General features: G+C 69.6%; 14 protein-coding genes. 3 read left to right on the top strand and 11 right to left on the bottom strand.

All coding sequences use genetic code 11. The features are described 5' to 3' along the window. Positions 1–2: 2 nt before the first annotated feature. From I8J32_RS09670 to I8J32_RS09690, 5 genes are all read right to left on the bottom strand, one after another. Positions 3–1,634, bottom strand: a complete 1,632-nt coding sequence (locus I8J32_RS09670; RefSeq protein WP_207526527.1) for an ATP-binding response regulator — start codon at positions 1,632–1,634, stop codon at positions 3–5. After that, the gene (locus I8J32_RS09675; RefSeq protein ID WP_207526528.1) at positions 1,631–3,115 is read right to left on the bottom strand and encodes an ATPase domain-containing protein; all 1,485 of its coding nucleotides are present in this window, start codon (positions 3,113–3,115) and stop codon (positions 1,631–1,633) included. Before I8J32_RS09675 ends, I8J32_RS09670 begins: the two co-directional genes overlap by 4 nt. A gap of 204 nt (positions 3,116–3,319) precedes the next feature. Next, positions 3,320–3,739: a hypothetical protein gene (locus tag I8J32_RS09680; RefSeq protein WP_207526529.1), complete on the bottom strand. Its 420-nt coding sequence runs from the start codon at positions 3,737–3,739 to the stop codon at positions 3,320–3,322. Between the two features lie 55 nt (positions 3,740–3,794). After that, on the bottom strand, positions 3,795–4,595 hold the full coding sequence (locus tag I8J32_RS09685; RefSeq protein ID WP_200611476.1) for a LytR/AlgR family response regulator transcription factor: 801 nt from the start codon (positions 4,593–4,595) through the stop codon (positions 3,795–3,797). Beyond that, positions 4,588–5,841: a sensor histidine kinase gene (locus I8J32_RS09690; RefSeq protein ID WP_245156291.1), complete on the bottom strand. Its 1,254-nt coding sequence runs from the start codon at positions 5,839–5,841 to the stop codon at positions 4,588–4,590. The genes I8J32_RS09685 and I8J32_RS09690 overlap by 8 nt, the downstream gene beginning before the upstream one ends. Before the next feature lie 222 nt (positions 5,842–6,063). On the opposite strand from I8J32_RS09690, the gene I8J32_RS09695 reads away from it, so the two are divergent. Then, positions 6,064–8,715 carry an excinuclease ABC subunit UvrA gene (locus I8J32_RS09695; protein WP_200611480.1) on the top strand — a complete coding sequence of 884 codons (2,652 nt, stop codon included), beginning with the start codon at positions 6,064–6,066 and terminating at the stop codon, positions 8,713–8,715. Between the two features lie 257 nt (positions 8,716–8,972). After that, complete coding sequence (locus I8J32_RS09700) at positions 8,973–9,629, top strand: hypothetical protein (protein WP_200611482.1); 657 nt, start codon at positions 8,973–8,975, stop codon at positions 9,627–9,629. Positions 9,630–9,728: 99 nt separating this feature from the next. On the opposite strand, the gene I8J32_RS09705 is transcribed toward I8J32_RS09700, so the two are convergent. The 4 genes from I8J32_RS09705 to I8J32_RS09720 all read right to left on the bottom strand — a co-directional run bounded on the left by I8J32_RS09705 (position 9,729) and on the right by I8J32_RS09720 (position 12,468). After that, on the bottom strand, positions 9,729–10,481 hold the full coding sequence (locus I8J32_RS09705; protein ID WP_245156292.1) for a hypothetical protein: 753 nt from the start codon (positions 10,479–10,481) through the stop codon (positions 9,729–9,731). A gap of 373 nt (positions 10,482–10,854) precedes the next feature. Then, complete coding sequence (locus I8J32_RS09710) at positions 10,855–11,586, bottom strand: SOS response-associated peptidase (protein ID WP_200611486.1); 732 nt, start codon at positions 11,584–11,586, stop codon at positions 10,855–10,857. An 8-nt stretch (positions 11,587–11,594) separates the two neighbouring features. Continuing rightward, a complete protein-coding gene (locus I8J32_RS09715) occupies positions 11,595–11,903 on the bottom strand; it encodes a hypothetical protein (protein ID WP_200611489.1) in 309 nt (102 codons plus the stop codon). A gap of 106 nt (positions 11,904–12,009) precedes the next feature. Beyond that, positions 12,010–12,468: a hemerythrin domain-containing protein gene (locus tag I8J32_RS09720; protein ID WP_200611492.1), complete on the bottom strand. Its 459-nt coding sequence runs from the start codon at positions 12,466–12,468 to the stop codon at positions 12,010–12,012. 88 nt (positions 12,469–12,556) lie between these two features. Here I8J32_RS09720 and I8J32_RS09725 point away from each other — a divergent pair, with 88 nt between their 5' ends. Then, complete coding sequence (locus I8J32_RS09725) at positions 12,557–13,771, top strand: NAD(P)/FAD-dependent oxidoreductase (RefSeq protein WP_200611495.1); 1,215 nt, start codon at positions 12,557–12,559, stop codon at positions 13,769–13,771. 122 nt (positions 13,772–13,893) lie between these two features. Here the strand turns inward: I8J32_RS09725 and I8J32_RS09730 are convergent, their stop codons facing one another. Continuing rightward, on the bottom strand, positions 13,894–14,508 hold the full coding sequence (locus I8J32_RS09730) for a ferritin family protein (RefSeq protein WP_200611498.1): 615 nt from the start codon (positions 14,506–14,508) through the stop codon (positions 13,894–13,896). Between the two features lie 169 nt (positions 14,509–14,677). After that, on the bottom strand, positions 14,678–16,720 hold the full coding sequence (locus I8J32_RS09735; RefSeq protein ID WP_245156293.1) for a catalase: 2,043 nt from the start codon (positions 16,718–16,720) through the stop codon (positions 14,678–14,680). Positions 16,721–16,993 lie beyond the last annotated feature (273 nt).

Below are 16,993 nucleotides of genomic sequence, written 5' to 3' on the forward strand. Positions count from 1 at the left end.
GCCTACACCGCGCGCGCCAGCGCATCCTCCGAGCGCAGGTCCTCGAGCAACTCGCACAGTCGCGGCAGGTCCACCGGCTTGCGGAAGTGGTGGTCGAAGCCGGCGGCGCGTCCGCGCTGCCGGTCCTGCAGGCGGCTCCAGCCGGTGATGGCGATCAGCACGATGCCCGCATGCGCGGGATCGTGCCGCAGGCGGCGGGCAACCTCGTAGCCGTCCAGGCCGGGCATGCCGATGTCCAGCAGCACGGCGTGGGGGCGGAAGACCTCGGTCTGCTCGAGGGCTTCGGCGCCGTCGTGCGCGATGCACAGTTCCAGCCCGCGCATGCGCAGCACCATGGCCAGCGAGGTCGCTGCGTCCGTGTTGTCGTCCACGACGAGTACCCGGTACGGCATGGCCGACTCGCCTGCGGATGCTGTCTCGGTCTCCGCGAACGGGAGCGACGACGGCTCCGGCGCGCAGGGCGGTGCGGTGGCCGCGCGCACCTGCGCCAGCGGCAGGCGCACCTGGAAAGTGGCCCCTGTGTCCTTGCCTGCGCTGGTGGCGGTCACCGTGCCGCCATGCAGCTGGACGAGCGTGCGCACGAGCGCCAGGCCGATGCCCAGTCCTTCGTGCATGCGGTCCGAGTCGCCCTGGCCCTCGACGAACAGGTCGAACACGTGCGGCAGGTCCGCGCTGGAGATGCCGATGCCATCATCGACCACTTCGACCACGGCCGTGTCGGCCTCGCGGTGCGCGCGGACCGTGATGTTGCCGCGCGGCCGGCCGTACTTGACGGCGTTGTTGAGCAGGTTGCCGAACACCTGCGCGATCCGCACCGGGTCGGCGTCGACCATCAGGCCGTGCTCGCACACGTCCAGGCTGATGCTGTACTGCTGGCCCTCGATGGCCGGGCGGTTGAGCTCGATGGCAGCGTGCACCGCCTCGCACAGGTCCAGTGGTTCGCGGTGCAGGGTGATCATGCCGCGCGACAGGCGCGAGGCTTCCAGCAGGTCGTCGACCAGCCGCACCATGTGGTCCACCTGGCGGCCCATCATCGCGCGCATCTCCTGGCGCAGTTCGACGTCGGTGTCGTCCACCGCCAGCACATGCAGGGCGTTGCGGATCGGGGCGAGCGGGTTGCGCAGTTCGTGCGCCAGCATCGCCAGGAACTCGTCCTTGCGCCGCGCCGCGATCATCTCGCCGTCGCGCGCGGTCTCCAGTTCCTGCAGGTGGGTCTGGATCTCGTACTGGCGGTTGCGCGCGCGCAGGGCGCTGTGCAGCGTGCTCACCAGCGCGGTCACGCGCAGCGGACGTTCCAGCAGGGTGACATTTCCCAGCATCGCCACGGCGTCGCCCACGTCCAGCGAGTTGGCCCCGCCACGGGTCAGCAGCACCACCGGCAGGTCCGACCAGCGCGGCTGGGTCTCGATGTAGCGGGCCAGCAGGCCCTGGGTGCCTTCGCCCAGGCATTCCTCGGCGACCAGCAGCGCGCCCGCGCCGCAGGTCAGTTCCCGCAGCAGGTCCAGGCCGTCCGCGCACACGCACGCGGCGATGCCGCTGCGCTCGAGCAGTTCCAGGGTGATGTCGACGTCGCGCGAAGTCGGCAGGAGCAGCAGGACCCGTCGGCGCAGCCCCTGCGACGCAATCCCATTCATTGCTGCGGGCCGCGGGTGGCGTCCAGGGCATGTGGCACCCCGGTGAGCACGCCGCGGAAGCTGCGCAGGGGTTGGCCGATCCGCAGGCCGGTGTCGGTGATCGACATCTCGCGGATCGTGCGCTCGTGCGGGCCGGTGCGCTTCTTCAGTACCGAGATCGCCTGGCGGACCTCGCCGTCGGCTTCGAAGTAGCGCAGCAGCACCACGGTGTCGGCCAGGTAGCTCACATCCAGCGTGCTGGACATCTGCCCGATCAGCCCCTGCTGGGAATTGATCAGCAGCGTGACCACGCCCAGCTGCGACAGGTAGGCCAGCAGCTCGTGCATCTGCACCAGCACGTAGCTTTCCTCCAGCATCGCGTTCAGATACCCGCTGAGGCTGTCGATCACGATCAGGCGCGCGTCGTGCAGTTCCACCGCGTCCCGGATGCTCTGGATGAACTGGCCGGGCGACAGCTCGCCCGGGTCGATGGGCTGCACGGCGATCAGGCCCTCCTGGATGCGCTTTTCCAGTTCGAAGCCCATCCCGTGCGAACGCGTGACCAGCGTCCGCGCGCCCTCGTCGAACAGGAACATCGCCGAGCGCTCGCCGCGCGCCGCGGCATTCATCACGAAGTGCGTGGCCAGCGAGGACTTGCCGGTACCCGCCGCACCGATCAGCAGGGTGCTGGTGCCGCGCTGCAGCCCGCCGCCGAGCAGCAGGTCGAGTTCGGGCAGGCCGCTCTCGATCTGTTCGTTGGCGCCGTCCCGCCGGAAATAGGCCGCGACCAGGCGCGGGAACACCTGCACGCCACCGGTGGCGATGATGTAGTCATGGTTGCCGGTGCGGAACGCGCGACCGCGCATCTTGGTCACGCGCAGCCGGCGGCGGTCGCCGCCGAACTCCGGGCGCAGCTGGTTGAGCTCGATCACGCCGTGCACGATGGTGTGCACGTGCAGGCCCTGGTCGGCGACCTGGCTGCTCTCGTCGAGCAGCACCACCGTGGTGCCCTTGCCGGCGAAGTACTGCTTGAACGCCAGCACCTGCCGGCGGAAGCGCAGCGGCGAGCCGGCCAGCAGGCGGATCTCGGCGAGGGAATCGATCACCACCCGCTGCGGCTTGAGCCGCTCGACCTGCTGCAGGATGCGCTGCGTGGTTTCGGCCAGCTCCACCTCGGAGGGGTGGAACATCGTGTACTGGGTTTCAGGATCGAGCTGGTCGCCCAGGGGGAACAGTTCGTGCACGTGCACGCCTGCCAGGTTCCAGCCGTGCGACGCGGCGACCTCGTTGAGCTCGACCTGCGTTTCCGACAGGGTCACGTAGAGCACGGTCTCCCCGTGCGCGACGCCATCGAGCAGGAACTGCAGGGCCATCGTGGTCTTGCCAGAGCCCGGCACGCCCTCGATCAGGTACAACCGGTGCGCGGTCAGGCCGCCGTCGAGCACGGAGTCGAGCCCGGATACCCCGGTCCGCACCAGGTTGTCGTCTTGCTGCAGGTTCATGAAAGGGGGGTCCCCGGGTGGCAGGCGCGCGTATTTGCGTATTTCAGCGAAGCGGCTGTCAACGTCCCGTCGTCGTGGGGGCCCCGCTGTCGCGGCCCCCGCGCCCGCGGGGGAAGGAAGAAACAGCCGGGATGGTGCGCGCGCGCCGGGGGAAGCGGCGAATCGCTGCCGGCTGCGCCGCCGGCCCATCCCGACCCTCGAACTTCAGCCGTCCGCGGTCGAGGCCCGGGCGGCGGCGTGGGCCACGGTGGCCTCCTTGCAGCCGATGGTCATCACGCGGGCGTCATGGCTCACGCACAGCTCGAAAGCCGCGGTCATGCCGACCACGTCGCGGCTGGTGCCCGCCGGCAGGGCGAAGCGCTCGGCCGGCAAGGGGGCGCAGGCCGGGGGCCGGGAGGCCGGCGAGGGATCGACCGAGGTGCATTCGCGGGGGAAGACCGTGTAGTGGCACTGGCCGCTGGCGCTGCGCACGCACTCGAAGTGGACGATGCCCGACTGCACGCGGGCCTTGCCGTAGACGATGTCCTCGCCGTCGACGGTGGCGCGGGTAGCGAACGTGGTGGCGCCGCCGTCGCAGCCGATCAGGGACAGCAGGAAGTACAGCGTGGCGAACAGGTTGCGCATGGCTCTTTCCCGGGCAGGGGGGATGGGACAGGGCGGTCCGCGGGCGGCGCGGGCGTCACATGTGTCGGAACAGCGTCATGAAGGGCGCGCTGACGGTGAGTGTCTCGGGGCGATGTTTCAGGCGTACCGTGCCCCGGCCCGCGTCGTCGCGGACGATCGAGGCGATGGCCTTGAGGTTGACGATCGTGGAGCGGTGGATCTGCTTGAAGTGGGCCGCATCCAGCACCGGCAGCAGTTCCTTGATCGGCGTGCGCAGCAGGGACTCGCCCTCGGCCGTGACCACCGTCGTGTACTTGTTGTCGGCGCGGAAGTACGCCACGTCGTCGACCAGGATCAAGCGCGTCTCGCGACCGGCGCTGGCGGTGATCCAGGTCAGCGGCGTCTGTTCCGGCGTGCGGGGCAGGGCCACGCCCAGGCGCTCGACCAGGGCCGACAGCGCGTCCGCGTCGCGCGCGCCGCTGACGATGCGGCTTTCCAGGCGGTGGATGGTCTCGGCCAGCCGTTCCGGCACGATGGGCTTGAGCAGGTAGTCGATCGCGCCGCGGTCGAAGGCGTCGATGGCGTACTGGTCGAAGGCGGTCACGAACACGATGTGCGTGCGCGGACTGGCTTCGGCCGCGGCCGCCGCGACTTCCAGGCCGCTCAGGCCGGGCATGCGGATGTCGAGGAACGCCACGTCCGGCTGGTGCTCGGCGATGGCCTCCAGCGCACTGGCGCCGTCCTCGCACTGCGCCAGCAGCGTCAGTTGCGGCCAGGACTGGCCCAGCTGGTCGACCAGGGCCTGGCGCAGCAGCGCCTCGTCCTCGGCGATGACGGCGGTGACGGGGGCCGCGGTGGGGAGCGCGGGCTTAGCCATGGACGGATTCCTGGTCGAAGGTGGCCGGCACCGTGATCGTCGCGGCCACGCCGGTGGGGAAGTTGGCGACGACGGCGAGGTCGGCGCGACCGCCGTAGACCAGCCGCAGGCGCTCGCGCACGTTGCTCAGGCCGATCCCGGTGCCGCTGCTGTGGTTGTTGAAGCCTTCGCCGTCGTCGGCGACCGTCACCGCGATGCGGTCGTCGGTGGCGCGGGCCAGGATCCAGACGGTGCCGCCGACGGTGCGGCGCTCCAGTCCGTGCTTGATCGCGTTCTCCACCAGCGTCTGCAGCATCATCGGCGGCAGGGCGATGCCGCGCAGGTGCTCGGGGACGTCCACCTGCACCGTCAGCCGCGTGCCCATCCGGATCTTGAGGATCTCCAGGTAGGCGATGGCGCGTTCGAGCTCGTCGCCCAGCGTGGACAGCTCGTCCTGCGTGCGCGGCAGCGAGCGGCGCAGGTACTGGATCAGGTGGCCCAGCATCTCGTCGGCGCGCTGCGCGTCGGTGCGGCACAGGTACTGCGCGCTGGCCAGCGTGTTGTAGAGGAAATGCGGCTCGACCTGCGCTTGCAGCAGGCTCAGGCGGGCGACGGTCAGTTCCTTCTCGGTGGCGGTCTGCGCGGCCACGGCCTGCTCGCCGCGGCGGCGCTCGGCCACGCGCCGGGAGATCGCGCGGGTGATGGCCTCGGCGTTTTCCAGGTTGGTACCGTCGTCGACGCGGAACCAGTCGCTCCACGCGCCGCTCTCGGGTTCGCAGATCAGCGTGACGCTGGCGCTGTCGTGGCCCGGCGTAACGGTGGCGAAGATCTGGTTGCGCTTGCCGAACCACAGCATCGGGTTGTAGCGGCCCAGCGGCAGCTCGCCGTAGGTGTCGGGCCGTTCCACCTTGGCCCGCACCTGCAGGCTGTCGCGCGCGGCTTCGACCTGTTCGGTGCGCGGCAGTTCGCGGATCGCCGCCTCCAGCAGGTCGAAGGCTTCGCCGGCTTCGAACGGGATCTCGATCTGCCGACGCTGGCGATTGCCCAGGTCGGCCGGCTCCAGGTGCCCGGTCATCAGCCGCACGCGCCGCAGGTGCGAGAACGCGCCGGTGATGACGATGGGGAAGGTGATCAGTCCCAGCAGCACGATCGGCCACGGCTCGAACCTGCCCAGGATCGGCAGCGCGTCCCACACCGCCACCAGCAGCAGGAAGCCGAGGAACCATGCGACGGCCAGGCGGAGGATGAAGAACAGGGACTTGATCACGGGGCGTCCGGGACATCGAAGGAGTGCGGCGAAGCGTACCGCCACAAGGACGCCCGGCAAGGCGGGTTGTGACCAAACGTGGTCGCGGCCGATGAAGGCGGGGATTGCCGGTGTGAATTCCGACGGTGGCCGGGCGGCGACCCGCGGCCGCATCGAAACCGTTCGCGCCGGAGCCCGCCGGCCTTCATCCTCCACACCCCCCCGTTACCGTCCAATGCGCCCATGCCCCCGCGCCGCCCCGCCACACCCGCTCCGGTCGAGCCCTCCCGCGACGGCTTCGTCCGCGTGCGCGGCGCCCGCGAGCACAACCTCAAGGACGTCGATGTCGACATCCCCCGCGATGCGCTGGTCGTGTTCTCGGGCGTATCGGGCTCGGGCAAGTCCTCGCTCGCCTTCGGCACGCTCTATGCCGAAGCCCAGCGCCGCTACTTCGAGTCGGTCGCGCCTTTCGCCCGCCGGCTGATCGACCAGGCCGGCGTGCCCGATGTCGACGCCATCGATGGCCTGCCGCCGGCCGTGGCCCTGCAGCAGCAGCGCGGCACGCCCAGCGTGCGCTCGTCGGTGGGCAGCGTCACCACGCTGTCGAGCCTGGTGCGCATGCTGTATTCGCGTGCCGGTACCTATCCGCCGCGGCAGCCGATGCTCTACGCCGAGGATTTCTCGCCCAACACCGCGCAGGGCGCCTGCCCGGAGTGCCATGGGCTGGGCCACGTCTACGAGATCACCGAAGCCTCGATGGTGCCCGATCCCTCGCTGAGCATCCGCGAGAAAGCCATCGCCGCCTGGCCGCCGGCCTGGCACGGGCAGAACCTGCGCGACATCCTGGTCACGCTGGGCTACGACGTGGACAAGCCCTGGCGCGAGCTGCCGAAGAAGGACCGCGACTGGATCCTGTTCACCGAGGAACAGCCCGTGGTGCCGGTCTACGCCGGATTCACCCCGAAGGAGACGCGCGCCGCGCTGCGCCGCAAGGAAGAGCCCAGCTACATGGGCACGTACATGGGGGCGCGCCGCTACGTGCGCCACACCTTCGCCACCACGCAGAGCGCGCTGATGAAGCGGCGCGTCGCGCGCTTCATGGTGGGCAGCCTGTGCCCGGCCTGCGATGGCAAGCGCCTCAAGCGCGAGGCACTGTCGGTCACCTTCGCCGGCCTGGACATCGGCGAGCTCTCGCGCCTGTCGCTCAACGCGATGGCGCAGGTGCTGACGCCGGCCGCGAAGGGCCGCTTCGACGCGCCGGCGACGACCGCCGCACCCAGCCGCGCCGCCGCCAGGCGCGATACCGCGCGTCGCGTGGCGGCCGGCGGCAGCGCCCACGCGGGCGCCACCGACGTGCGCCGCACGCCCGACCTGTCGGAAGAAAAGCGCCTGGCCGCGCAGCGCATCGCGCAGAACCTGGTCGAGCGCATCGGCGCCCTGCAGGCGCTGGGGCTGGGCTACCTGGCGATGGATCGCGCCACGCCCACGCTTTCGCCCGGTGAACTGCAGCGCCTGCGCCTGGCCACGCAGATCCGCTCCAACCTGTTCGGCGTGGTCTATGTGCTCGACGAACCCAGCGCCGGCCTGCATCCGCTCGACAACCAGGCCCTGCATGACGCGCTGGCGCAGCTCAAGGGCGCGGGCAACACCCTGTTCGTCGTCGAGCACGACCTGGAGACCATGCGCCGCGCGGACTGGCTGGTGGACGTGGGGCCCGACGCGGGGCAGCACGGGGGGCAGGTGCTCTACAGCGGGCCGCCCGAAGGGTTGCGCACGGTGGCGGCCTCGCATACCGCGCGCTATCTGTTCGATACCGCCGCACCCGCGGGACGCGACCGGCGCGCGCCCACCGGATGGCTGGAGCTGCGCGGCGTCGCGCGCAACAACCTGCATGACCTGGACGCGCGCATTCCCCTGGGTGTGTTCACCGCGGTCACCGGCGTGTCGGGCTCGGGCAAGTCGAGCCTGGTGAGCCAGGCCCTGGTCGACCTGGTCGCCCTGCACCTGGGCCACGAGCCCGAACTCGACGAGGCCGAGCTTCCCGCCGCACCGGGCGAGATCGCGCCGGCACTCGCCGCCACGGCGGGCCACCTGACAGGCGACGTGGAGCGCATCCGCCGCCTGGTCGACGTTGACCAGAAACCGATCGGGCGCACGCCGCGGTCGAACCTCGCCACCTATACCGGCCTGTTCGACCAGGTGCGCAAGCTCTTCGCCGCGACCCCGCAGGCCCGCGCACGCCGGTTCGATGCGGGCCGGTTCTCCTTCAATGTCGCCAAGGGCCGGTGCGAGACCTGCGAGGGCGAGGGCTTCGTCAGCGTCGAACTGCTCTTCATGCCCAGCGTGTACGCCCCGTGTCCCACCTGCCACGGCGCGCGCTACAACGCGAAGACGCTCGAGGTGGAGTGGCAAGGGAAGAACATCGCGCAGGTGCTGGCGATGACGGTCGACGAAGCGCTGGAGTTCTTCGCGCACGAGCCGGCGGTCTGCCGACCGCTCAAACTGCTGCACGATATCGGCCTGGGCTACCTGCGCCTGGGCCAGCCGGCGACCGAGCTGTCGGGCGGCGAGGCGCAACGCATCAAGCTGGCCACCGAACTGCAGCGGGCGCAGCGCCGCGATGCGCTCTACGTGCTCGACGAACCCACCACCGGGCTGCATCCGGCCGATGTCGACAAGCTGATGCGGCAGCTGCACGGGCTGGTGGATGCCGGCAACACGGTGGTGGTGGTGGAGCACGAGATGCGCGTCGTCGCGCAGGCCGACTGGGTGATCGACGTGGGGCCCGGCGCAGGCGAGGAGGGCGGACGCATCGTGGCCGCCGGCACGCCCGAGGCGGTCAGCCGCACCGCCGCGAGCCGGACGGGGCCGTTCCTGCGCGAAGCGCTGGGCTGAGGTCGATGCGGGGCAGGGCCCTGGCGGCGAAGCGACCAGATCCACGGCAGATTGTCCGCGAGCGTTTGCTGTCTTCGCGGAAACAAGCGGTTTGAGTTGCGTTGCGGCCGCAGCACGCACGGCCGCTTCGCGTCAGGGGCCACGCGGCGCCGACCCGTTCTGCGCGGTGAAAACTTAAACGGTTCAGGAAACCGGCCGCTGATTCAGGAGCGGCCCGGTACCGCGACCGTATGCTCTCCACCCCAGCAGGAGAGCCTATGTCCGCGACCCGAGCCGCACTCGAAGATCCGTTGCTCTTCCGCAGCACCCTGGATCTGCTGCCCGCGGGGGCCTACACCTGCGACGCGGCGGGGCGCATCACCTGGTTCAACGGGCATGCCGTGGCGTTGTGGGGCCGGGAGCCCAGGCTCAACGCCGACGACGACCGCTTCTGCGGTTCGTTCAAGTTGTTGTCCTCGCACCTGCAGCCGATCGCGCACGACGGGTGCTGGATGGCGATGGCGTTGCGCGACCGCCGCGAATACCTGGGGCACGAGATCGTCATCGAGCGGCCCGACCGTACGCAGGTGACAGTGCTGGCCTATGCCACCCCGCTGATCGACGAGGACGGCGAGCTCACCGGTGCGGTGAACCTGCTGGTCAACATCAGCGACCGCAAGCGCGTCGAACAGCTGCTGACCGACGCCAACCGGGCCGCCGACTTCTACCGTGGCGCCGTGGCCGACGCGATGCGCGACGAACTGTCCCCGATGCATGTCGCGCTGGCCGCGCTCGAGCGGCCGGGCCTGGCGGAGCCGGACCGCGCCGAACAGCTGGCCATCCTGCGCCAGCAGCTTTCGACACTGGGGTCGCTGATCGACCACCTGGTCGCAGGCAAGGCGGATACCGTCGTTCCGGACCTGGACGTCGGCTGAAGGCCCGCACGAGGCGCTGAAAAACACCGGAAACGACAAGGGGCCCGAAGGCCCCTTGTTGCAATCTGCGGCGTTGCTTCTTCCTACCGCCGCTATTCCTTAGCGGCCGTCGCGGTCGAAATCGCCGGGCAGGACGTGTTCGACACCGTGCCAGGCGTCGCGCACCGCACCGCGAGCGTCGCTCCAGGCCATGCGGGAAGCGCCCTTGGCCTTGTCCCAGCCGCGCTCCAGGTCCGCTTCCAGTGCATCGTCCCATTCACGGCCGACGTACTGCGTGCGGGCAAAGGTGCCGTAGCGGTAGGCCGGACGGTAGTCGGTATCGAAGTCCAGGCCGGCCGCCGGCTTGGCGGTGGTGGTGAAGCGGTCGCTGTAGTACTTGTCGGTCGCTTCGTAGGTGCGATACGTGCGGTCATCGCGGTTCCAGGCATCGCGCACGGCGTCCTTCGCGTTCTCCCAGGTCAGGCGGGACTTGGCCTTCACGTTTTCCCAGCCGCTGCGCAGGTCGGATTCCAGCGCATCGTCCCATTCACGGTTGCCGTACTTCGCGCGCATTTCGCTGCCATAGGCATAGGCGGGCGCGTAGTCGTTGTCGAAGTCGTATTCGCTCGAATAGTAGGGGCGGGTGTTGTAGTTGGTGCGCCAGTAGTCGGCCTCACCGGTCGGATCCACGCGCTCGGCCACCGAATGGCCGGCCGCGCCACCACCGATCGCACCCACGGCGCCACCGATCAGCATGCCGATCGGTCCGAACAACGCGCCCACCGCGCTTCCGGCCAGCGCTCCGCCCGCGGCACCCACGCCCGTACCGAGCGGATGCGAGCCGGGAGTGCCGGTGATCGGATCACGATTCATGTCACGGTTCTCATTCACGCTCATTGCAGGGGCTCCTCGTTGTGCGGCACGTCGCCGTAGAGCCAACAATGCCTGCAGCTGTGTGGAGCCACCGTGTCGAAACGGATGCGGTTTGTAAAAAACTCGTCGCCGGAAATTCCCTGCGGACGTCGCGTGGTGGCCGTGCGCGTGCCTGCGGCCGCGCGACAGCGCCGCAGGCGAGGACAGCGACATTGCACAGCGGCTGCCGCGTGGGCCAGCGTGAATCGTCAATGAAATGAAATGGGCCCGCGCACATGCGGCGAGGCGACGCGGGCCGGTTGTGACATCCGCCCCGGGGTCTCAACCGGCGTGTTCAACCGGCGTGCTCAACCGGCGTGCTCAACCGGCGTGCTCAATCGCCGTCGACCTCCGCATCCCATTCCGACTCCTCCTCGTCGGCCGCCAGCAGCGCGTCATCCTCGGCCTCCACCGGCTCCATCAGCGTGTAGTCGTCGCGACGCGGATCGCGCATGGCCCGTGACACCCGGTACGCCGTCAGCTCCGGCTGGCGCATCGACGCGAGATAACGCGTGGGAAACCACGGCCGCTGCGTGATCCACTCGTGCCAGCGGTCGGCCGGCAGGAACACGGGGCCGTCGGGCACCAGCGGTGGCGGGATCGCCTCGTTGGGATGGGTGAGCACGGCGAAGCTCAGCAGCGGCGGGGCGTCCTTCTCCCACAGTTCCCACAACCCCGCCGCGAACAGCGCGCGGCCGTCGCGGGCCTGGATCAGCCACGGCCTGGCCGGCTTGCTGCTGCGGTCCCACTTGTAATACCCGTTGAGCGGGATCACGCAGCGCTGGTGTTCCCAGGGGCCGCGGAAGATGCGGCTGCGCGCGGCCCGCTCCAGCCGCGCCGTCACCGTCGTGTATTTCGTGCGCGGTTCCTTCGACCACTTCGGGACCAGGCCCCAGGTGAATTCGCCGACCCGCAGCAGCCCGTCATGCGCGTACAGCACCGCCGCCGGCGTGCGTGCGGAGATGTTGTAGCGCGGTGGCATGGATGCCAGCGCCACGGCCAGCGGCGCCGGCATCGAGGGCGGCAGCAGGTCTTCCCCGTCGAACGCCTGCACGAACCGCCGCACGGCGCCGCCTACAGCCGCTCGCAGGGGCAGGCGCGCACCATGACCTCGTCCTGGACGAAGCGTGCGGCAAGTTCCTTCCGGTACCGCGTCCACCACGCGTGGTCGAGCTGGTCGGCCATCACCTCGAACAGCACGACGTCGTCGCGCTCGACTTCGCCGTCGGGCGCTTCCCACAGGCCCACCGCGGGCGAGCGCTGGTAGGCCGTGACGCCGCCGAAGGCTTCAGTCAGTTCGGTGCGCACGCGGGCGAAGTGGGCGCGGTCGAACGGCTGGCACTGGCCGTCGCGCAGGGGCAGGAAGAGCTGGATGAGGTGCATGGAGGCCTTCGCGGACGCGTGTGGCCGCAGGATTGGTCAGGCCGCGTTGGGCGGCCGTGAATCGGCGGGCCACGCCCTGCACCCGCGCTCACCGGACTGGCGGCCCTCACTCCGCCGCCAGCTTCGCGTGCATGCGCGCGTAGTCCTTCCGGTAGCGGCCGGCTAGCTGCTTCTTCTGCGTGGCCGACAGCACCTTGCCGGACATCTGGAAGAACTTCTTCTCTTCTTCGCGCAGATGGTGGTGGACCTTCTGCGAAAGCTCGCGGGCCTTGTCCAGCCAAGGTTCGCCGCGGGGATCGAGCTTCTGCAGGTCTTCCACGAGCTCGTCGATCTCGTGGTGTTCGTGCAGGGCGTGGCGCGTGGACACCAGGCCCAGGTCGTCCATCAGCATCGGGGCGTAGAGGAAGCGTTCCTCCGCGGCCTCGTGCGCGGCCAGTTCGTGGCGCAGCTGGGTGAACAGGTCGATGCGCTCGCGCGTGCCTGGCCGGGAGCGCAGCAGGCGGCGGGCCAGGCTGCGCTGGATTTCGTGGCTTTCGTGCAGGGCGTCGTAGAGGGTCTCGGCCATGGGGCTCCGGTGGTGCCTGGGAAGGGGTTGACCTGGCCTGCACCGGCGCGCCGCCACGCTGGCGTGACTGAACCGTACAGGGCCTGGTGTGGACGTTAAGAGCGGGTACCCCTACTGGGCCGTGAAGAACGGGCTCATGCACGCGTTCCCGGCGCTGGACGGAGACACGGCCTGCGACGTCGCGGTCATCGGCGGCGGCATCAGCGGCGCGCTGATCGCCACCGAGCTGGCCTCGCATGGCTTCGACGTGATCGTCCTGGAGCAGCGCGACGTCGCCTGGGGCAGCACCGCGGCGAGCACGGCGTTGTTGCAGTACGAGATCGATACGCATCTGACCGACCTGGCCGGGATGGTGGGCGAGGCCCACGCGGTCCGCGCCTACCTGGCCTGCGCGGACGCGATCGATTCCCTGGCCGAGGTGGCGCACGCCGTGGGCGATGTCGGGTTCGCACGGGCGCGCAGCCTCTATTACGCCAGCCGCCGGTGGCACCGCGGCAGGCTGGAGAAGGAGTTCCAGATGCGGCGGCGCTGCGGGCTGGACGTGCACTGGCTGGACCGCGACGCGTTGCAGGCCCGATTCGCGATCGACGCGCCGGGCGCCATCCTCAGTGCCAAGGCGGCGCGGGTGGATCCCTATCGGCTGGCCAGCCGACTGCTCGACCGCCTGCGCCGGCACGGCGGACGCGTGTTCGACCGCAGCTGCGTGGCGCGGCTGGAGCCCACGCCGCGCGGCGTGACCCTGCATACCGCGGCCGATGTGCGGGTGCGGGCCAGGCATGTGGTGATGGCGGCCGGCTACGCCTGCCAGCAATGGCTCGACCAGCGCGTGGCGCGCAACAGCAGCAGCTATGCCTTCGTCAGCGACCCCCAGCCACGCGACGTGCTGGGGCCGTTCGCCCACACGATGGCGTGGGAGTCGGCGCGGCCCTACCTGTATTTCCGGAGCACCGTCGATGGCCGGCTGATGGTGGGAGGCCAGGACGACGCGGTCGACATCCCGTCGCGGCGCGACCGTCGGGTGGAGCGCAAGGCGCGCAGGCTGGTCCAGCGCATGCGGGACATGTTCCCGCGCATGGCGGCATTGCAGCCGGCGTACTCATGGGCGGGGACATTCGCCGAGACGCGCGACGGCCTGCCGTTCTTCGGGGCGCACGCGCAATGGGGGCCGCGGGTCCTGTTCGCCATGGCCTACGGCGGCAACGGCATCACCTATTCGATCCTGGGGGCGCAGGTGCTGCGCGCGCAGATCGAGCGGCGCACGCACCCGCTGGGTGCGTTGTTCGGGTTCGGGCGACTGGGCTGAAGTGGCCTTGCCGGGGGAGTGCGGCGTGCGAGCGCGCCGGCTTGCCCGCGAAGGCAAGGCCGGGTTGCTGGAGCGCAGTGCAGGAGCGGGAAGCCGGCTTCCCGCTCCCTTCGCTTCATCCGTCAGTGCTTGCGCATCTGCTCGCGCGAATGCTCGGCGCGCGCCGCACCGATCGCGGTTTCCACCTGCTTGACCTCTTCCGGCGGCGGCAGGACGGCCGGGAAGCCCAGCGACTGGATCCACAGTTCCCGGCACCAGCCCTTGGTGTGGTAGAGGTGGTGGTCCTCGTCGTTCTCGACCGCCTCGTACGCCTGCTTGAGAACCTTGGTGGCCTCGCCACTGCCATGCTTGGCGACGTGGCCGATCAATTCCCAGTTGCCGTGGTCCTTGGTTTCGGCCAGCACCACGCATTCGCAGGCCACCAGCTGCGCCGCGTCGGGCGTGCCCGACTCCAGCGCCATCTCCATCGCCTTTACGAGCGAACGGCCCTGGTGCTGCACGACGGCGCGGCCGGGCGTCATGGTGTCGGTGTCCATGCCCAGCGCTTCGAACACGCGCGTGAGCACGTCGACGTGGGTGCGGGTCTGGTCGAGGTATTCCTGCCATTCCTTGCGCAGGTCGTCATTGACCGCGCAGCGAAGCGCGGTCTCGTACACCTGCACGCCGCCCAGTTCGGTTTCCAGCGACTGGTAGAGGAGTTCGCTCACCTGGGCGGAGTCGTAGTCAGTCTTTTTCATCGGTGGCAATCCGTGGAGTGGGGTGCGCGCAGCGTGCCGCATGACGCGCCACGCGCTCGTGAAACGCCGCTGCGTGTGGCGCCTGAATGGCCGTATTCAGGCGCCGTTTCCGCGCGCCAACGGCGGCGCGCGCTTTCGGTTCGATGCGGTTCGCGCACGGCGCGAGTACTCAGGGCAGGGTCCTGACCGCAGGTTCGCGCTCCCATTGGCGGGTCATCGCCGCCTTGATGAATTTCGCCGGATTCGCGGCATCGATCACGCCGGCATCGGGCTCGACGCCTGCCGCCTCCAGCACGGCGCGCGCTCCGGCATCTACGGCGATCGCCTTGAGATGCCCGTAGGCATCGCGGACGAAATCCACTGCGGCCGCTTCGGTGGCCAGGCGCGCGCCCGCCTCGTCCGAGAGCACCAGCGCGACCGCGTCGAACACCACCGAAGGCGTGCCGGCGAGCTGTCCGTCGGCCGGCAGCTTCTTCCCGCGTGCCAGCAGCGCTCCGCCGATCCGGGGCGCGACGATCTTCACCGTGGCGCCGGCCTCTTCTGCCGCGCCACGCAGCGCGGCCACGGCGGCGGCGTCGGAGCCGTCGTCGACGAGGATGCCCACGCAACGACCCTCCAGCGTCTTCTTCATCTTGCCGATGATCTGCAGCGCGGGGGAGGGCGGCATGTCGATCACGGGCGCCGCGGCTTTCGGGGCGGGCGGCAGGGCATCCATGCCCAGCCCATCGGCCACGCGCTGGGCCAGGTCGGGATCGATGTGGCGCAGGTGGCCCACGATGGCGGCGCGCACGTGCGGTGTCTCGACCTTGGACAGTTCGAACACCAGCGCGAAGGCCATGTGCGACTGCTCGACCGGTGTCTGGCTGCGGAAGAACAGGCGCGCCTGGCTGTAGTGGTCGGCGAAGGATTCGGCGCGGACCCGGCCCTTGGCGCCGTCGTCGGCCGGCTCGGCGAAACTGCGGAACCCCGCGGCCGGATTCTCGCGGCCATCGGTGCGCTCCAGCGAACTGGGCTCATAGGCGACACGCCCCTTGGGCACGCGCATCTGCATATGGCCGTCGCGCTGGTGGTTGGCGAACGGGCACTTGGGCGCGTTGATGGGCAACTGGTGGAAGTTCGGCCCGCCCAGGCGCAGCAGCTGGGTGTCGAGGTAGGAGAACAGCCGGCCCTGGAGCAGCGGGTCGTTGGAAAAATCGATGCCGGGCACGATATTGGCCGGGCAGAACGCGACCTGTTCGGTCTCGGCGAAGAAATTGTCCGGCCAGCGGTCGAGCACCATGCGCCCGATCACGGTGAGCGGCACCAGCTCCTCGGGGATGAGCTTGGTGGGATCCAGGTGGTCGAAGGGGAATTCCTCGGCCTCCTCCTGGGTGAACAGCTGGACTGCCAGATCCCATTCGGGGAAGTTGCCGGCGGTGATGGACTCGAACAGGTCCCGGCGGTGGAAGTCGTTGTCCGCGCCCTGCAGCTTCACCGCCTCGTCCCACACCGTGGATTGCAGGCCCAGGCGCGGACGCCAGTGGAACTTGCAGAAGGTTGAACGGCCCTTGGCGTCCAGCAGGCGGAAACTGTGCACGCCGAAGCCTTCGATCATGCGCAGCGAGCGCGGAATCGTGCGGTCGCTCATCGCCCACATGATCATGTGCATCGATTCGGGGGTGAGCGAGATGAAATCCCAGAAGGTGTCGTGCGCGCTGGCCGCCTGCGGGAAGGCGCGGTCGGGTTCCATCTTCACCGAGTGGACCAGGTCCGGGAACTTGATCGCGTCCTGGATGAAGAACACCGGGATGTTGTTGCCGACGAGATCAAAGTTGCCTTCCTGGGTGTAGAACTTCACCGCGAATCCGCGCACGTCGCGCGGGGTGTCCACCGAGCCGGCCCCGCCTGCAACGGTGGAGAAGCGGGTGAATACCGGCGTGCGTTCGCCAACCCGGTTGAAGATCCCGGCCGTGGTGAACTTGGCCAGCGAGCGGGTCAGTTCGAAGAAGCCGTGCGCGGCCGAACCGCGGGCGTGCACGATGCGTTCGGGAATGCGCTCGTGATCAAAATGGGTGATCTTCTCGCGCAGGACGAAGTCTTCCAGCAGGGTCGGCCCGCGTGGCGTGGCCCGCAGCGAGTTCTGGTTGTCGGAGATCGGTGCGCCCTGGTTCGTGGTGAGCGTCGCGTCCGCGTTGCCCGCGACCTGGTGCAGCTCGTCGCCGGTGCCGCGCACTTCGCGGGCGGAAGTAGCGCGAGGGGTCGCACCGGTGGTGGCCGGATTGGGAAGGGGACTTGCGCGGCTTCTTGCTCGCGGCCATGGGGAAGCTCCGGCGGGGGGGGATTGCGCCGATGCTGGGCATGACCGCGTCAATGCCGTGTGTCGTGCGCGGGTGGGCGCACCGATCGGCAGATCAGGGTGGAGGCAAGCGCGTTCCACAGTTCCCCGACGAATCTTCCGAGAGCGGGTCGCGACTCCAGGTCGGTCCTCGTCCATTCGGCCCCTCGC

Source organism: Lysobacter solisilvae, from assembly GCF_016613535.2.
Taxonomy (GTDB): Bacteria; Pseudomonadota; Gammaproteobacteria; order Xanthomonadales; family Xanthomonadaceae; genus Agrilutibacter; species Agrilutibacter solisilvae.

Bases quoted from the DNA above. Each gene is read 5' to 3' on its own strand.
- I8J32_RS09675 (WP_207526528.1), bottom strand. From the start codon at position 3,115: ATGAACCTGCAGCAAGACGACAACCTGGTGCGGACCGGGGTATCCGGG.
- I8J32_RS09695 (WP_200611480.1), top strand. From the start codon at position 6,064: ATGCCCCCGCGCCGCCCCGCCACACCCGCTCCGGTCGAGCCCTCCCGC.
- I8J32_RS09680 (WP_207526529.1), bottom strand. From the start codon at position 3,739: ATGCGCAACCTGTTCGCCACGCTGTACTTCCTGCTGTCCCTGATCGGC.
- I8J32_RS09685 (WP_200611476.1), bottom strand. From the start codon at position 4,595: ATGGCTAAGCCCGCGCTCCCCACCGCGGCCCCCGTCACCGCCGTCATC.
- I8J32_RS09720 (WP_200611492.1), bottom strand. From the start codon at position 12,468: ATGGCCGAGACCCTCTACGACGCCCTGCACGAAAGCCACGAAATCCAG.
- I8J32_RS09715 (WP_200611489.1), bottom strand. From the start codon at position 11,903: ATGCACCTCATCCAGCTCTTCCTGCCCCTGCGCGACGGCCAGTGCCAG.
- I8J32_RS09670 (WP_207526527.1), bottom strand. From the start codon at position 1,634: ATGAATGGGATTGCGTCGCAGGGGCTGCGCCGACGGGTCCTGCTGCTC.
- I8J32_RS09705 (WP_245156292.1), bottom strand. From the start codon at position 10,481: ATGAATCGTGATCCGATCACCGGCACTCCCGGCTCGCATCCGCTCGGT.
- I8J32_RS09730 (WP_200611498.1), bottom strand. From the start codon at position 14,508: ATGAAAAAGACTGACTACGACTCCGCCCAGGTGAGCGAACTCCTCTAC.
- I8J32_RS09700 (WP_200611482.1), top strand. From the start codon at position 8,973: ATGTCCGCGACCCGAGCCGCACTCGAAGATCCGTTGCTCTTCCGCAGC.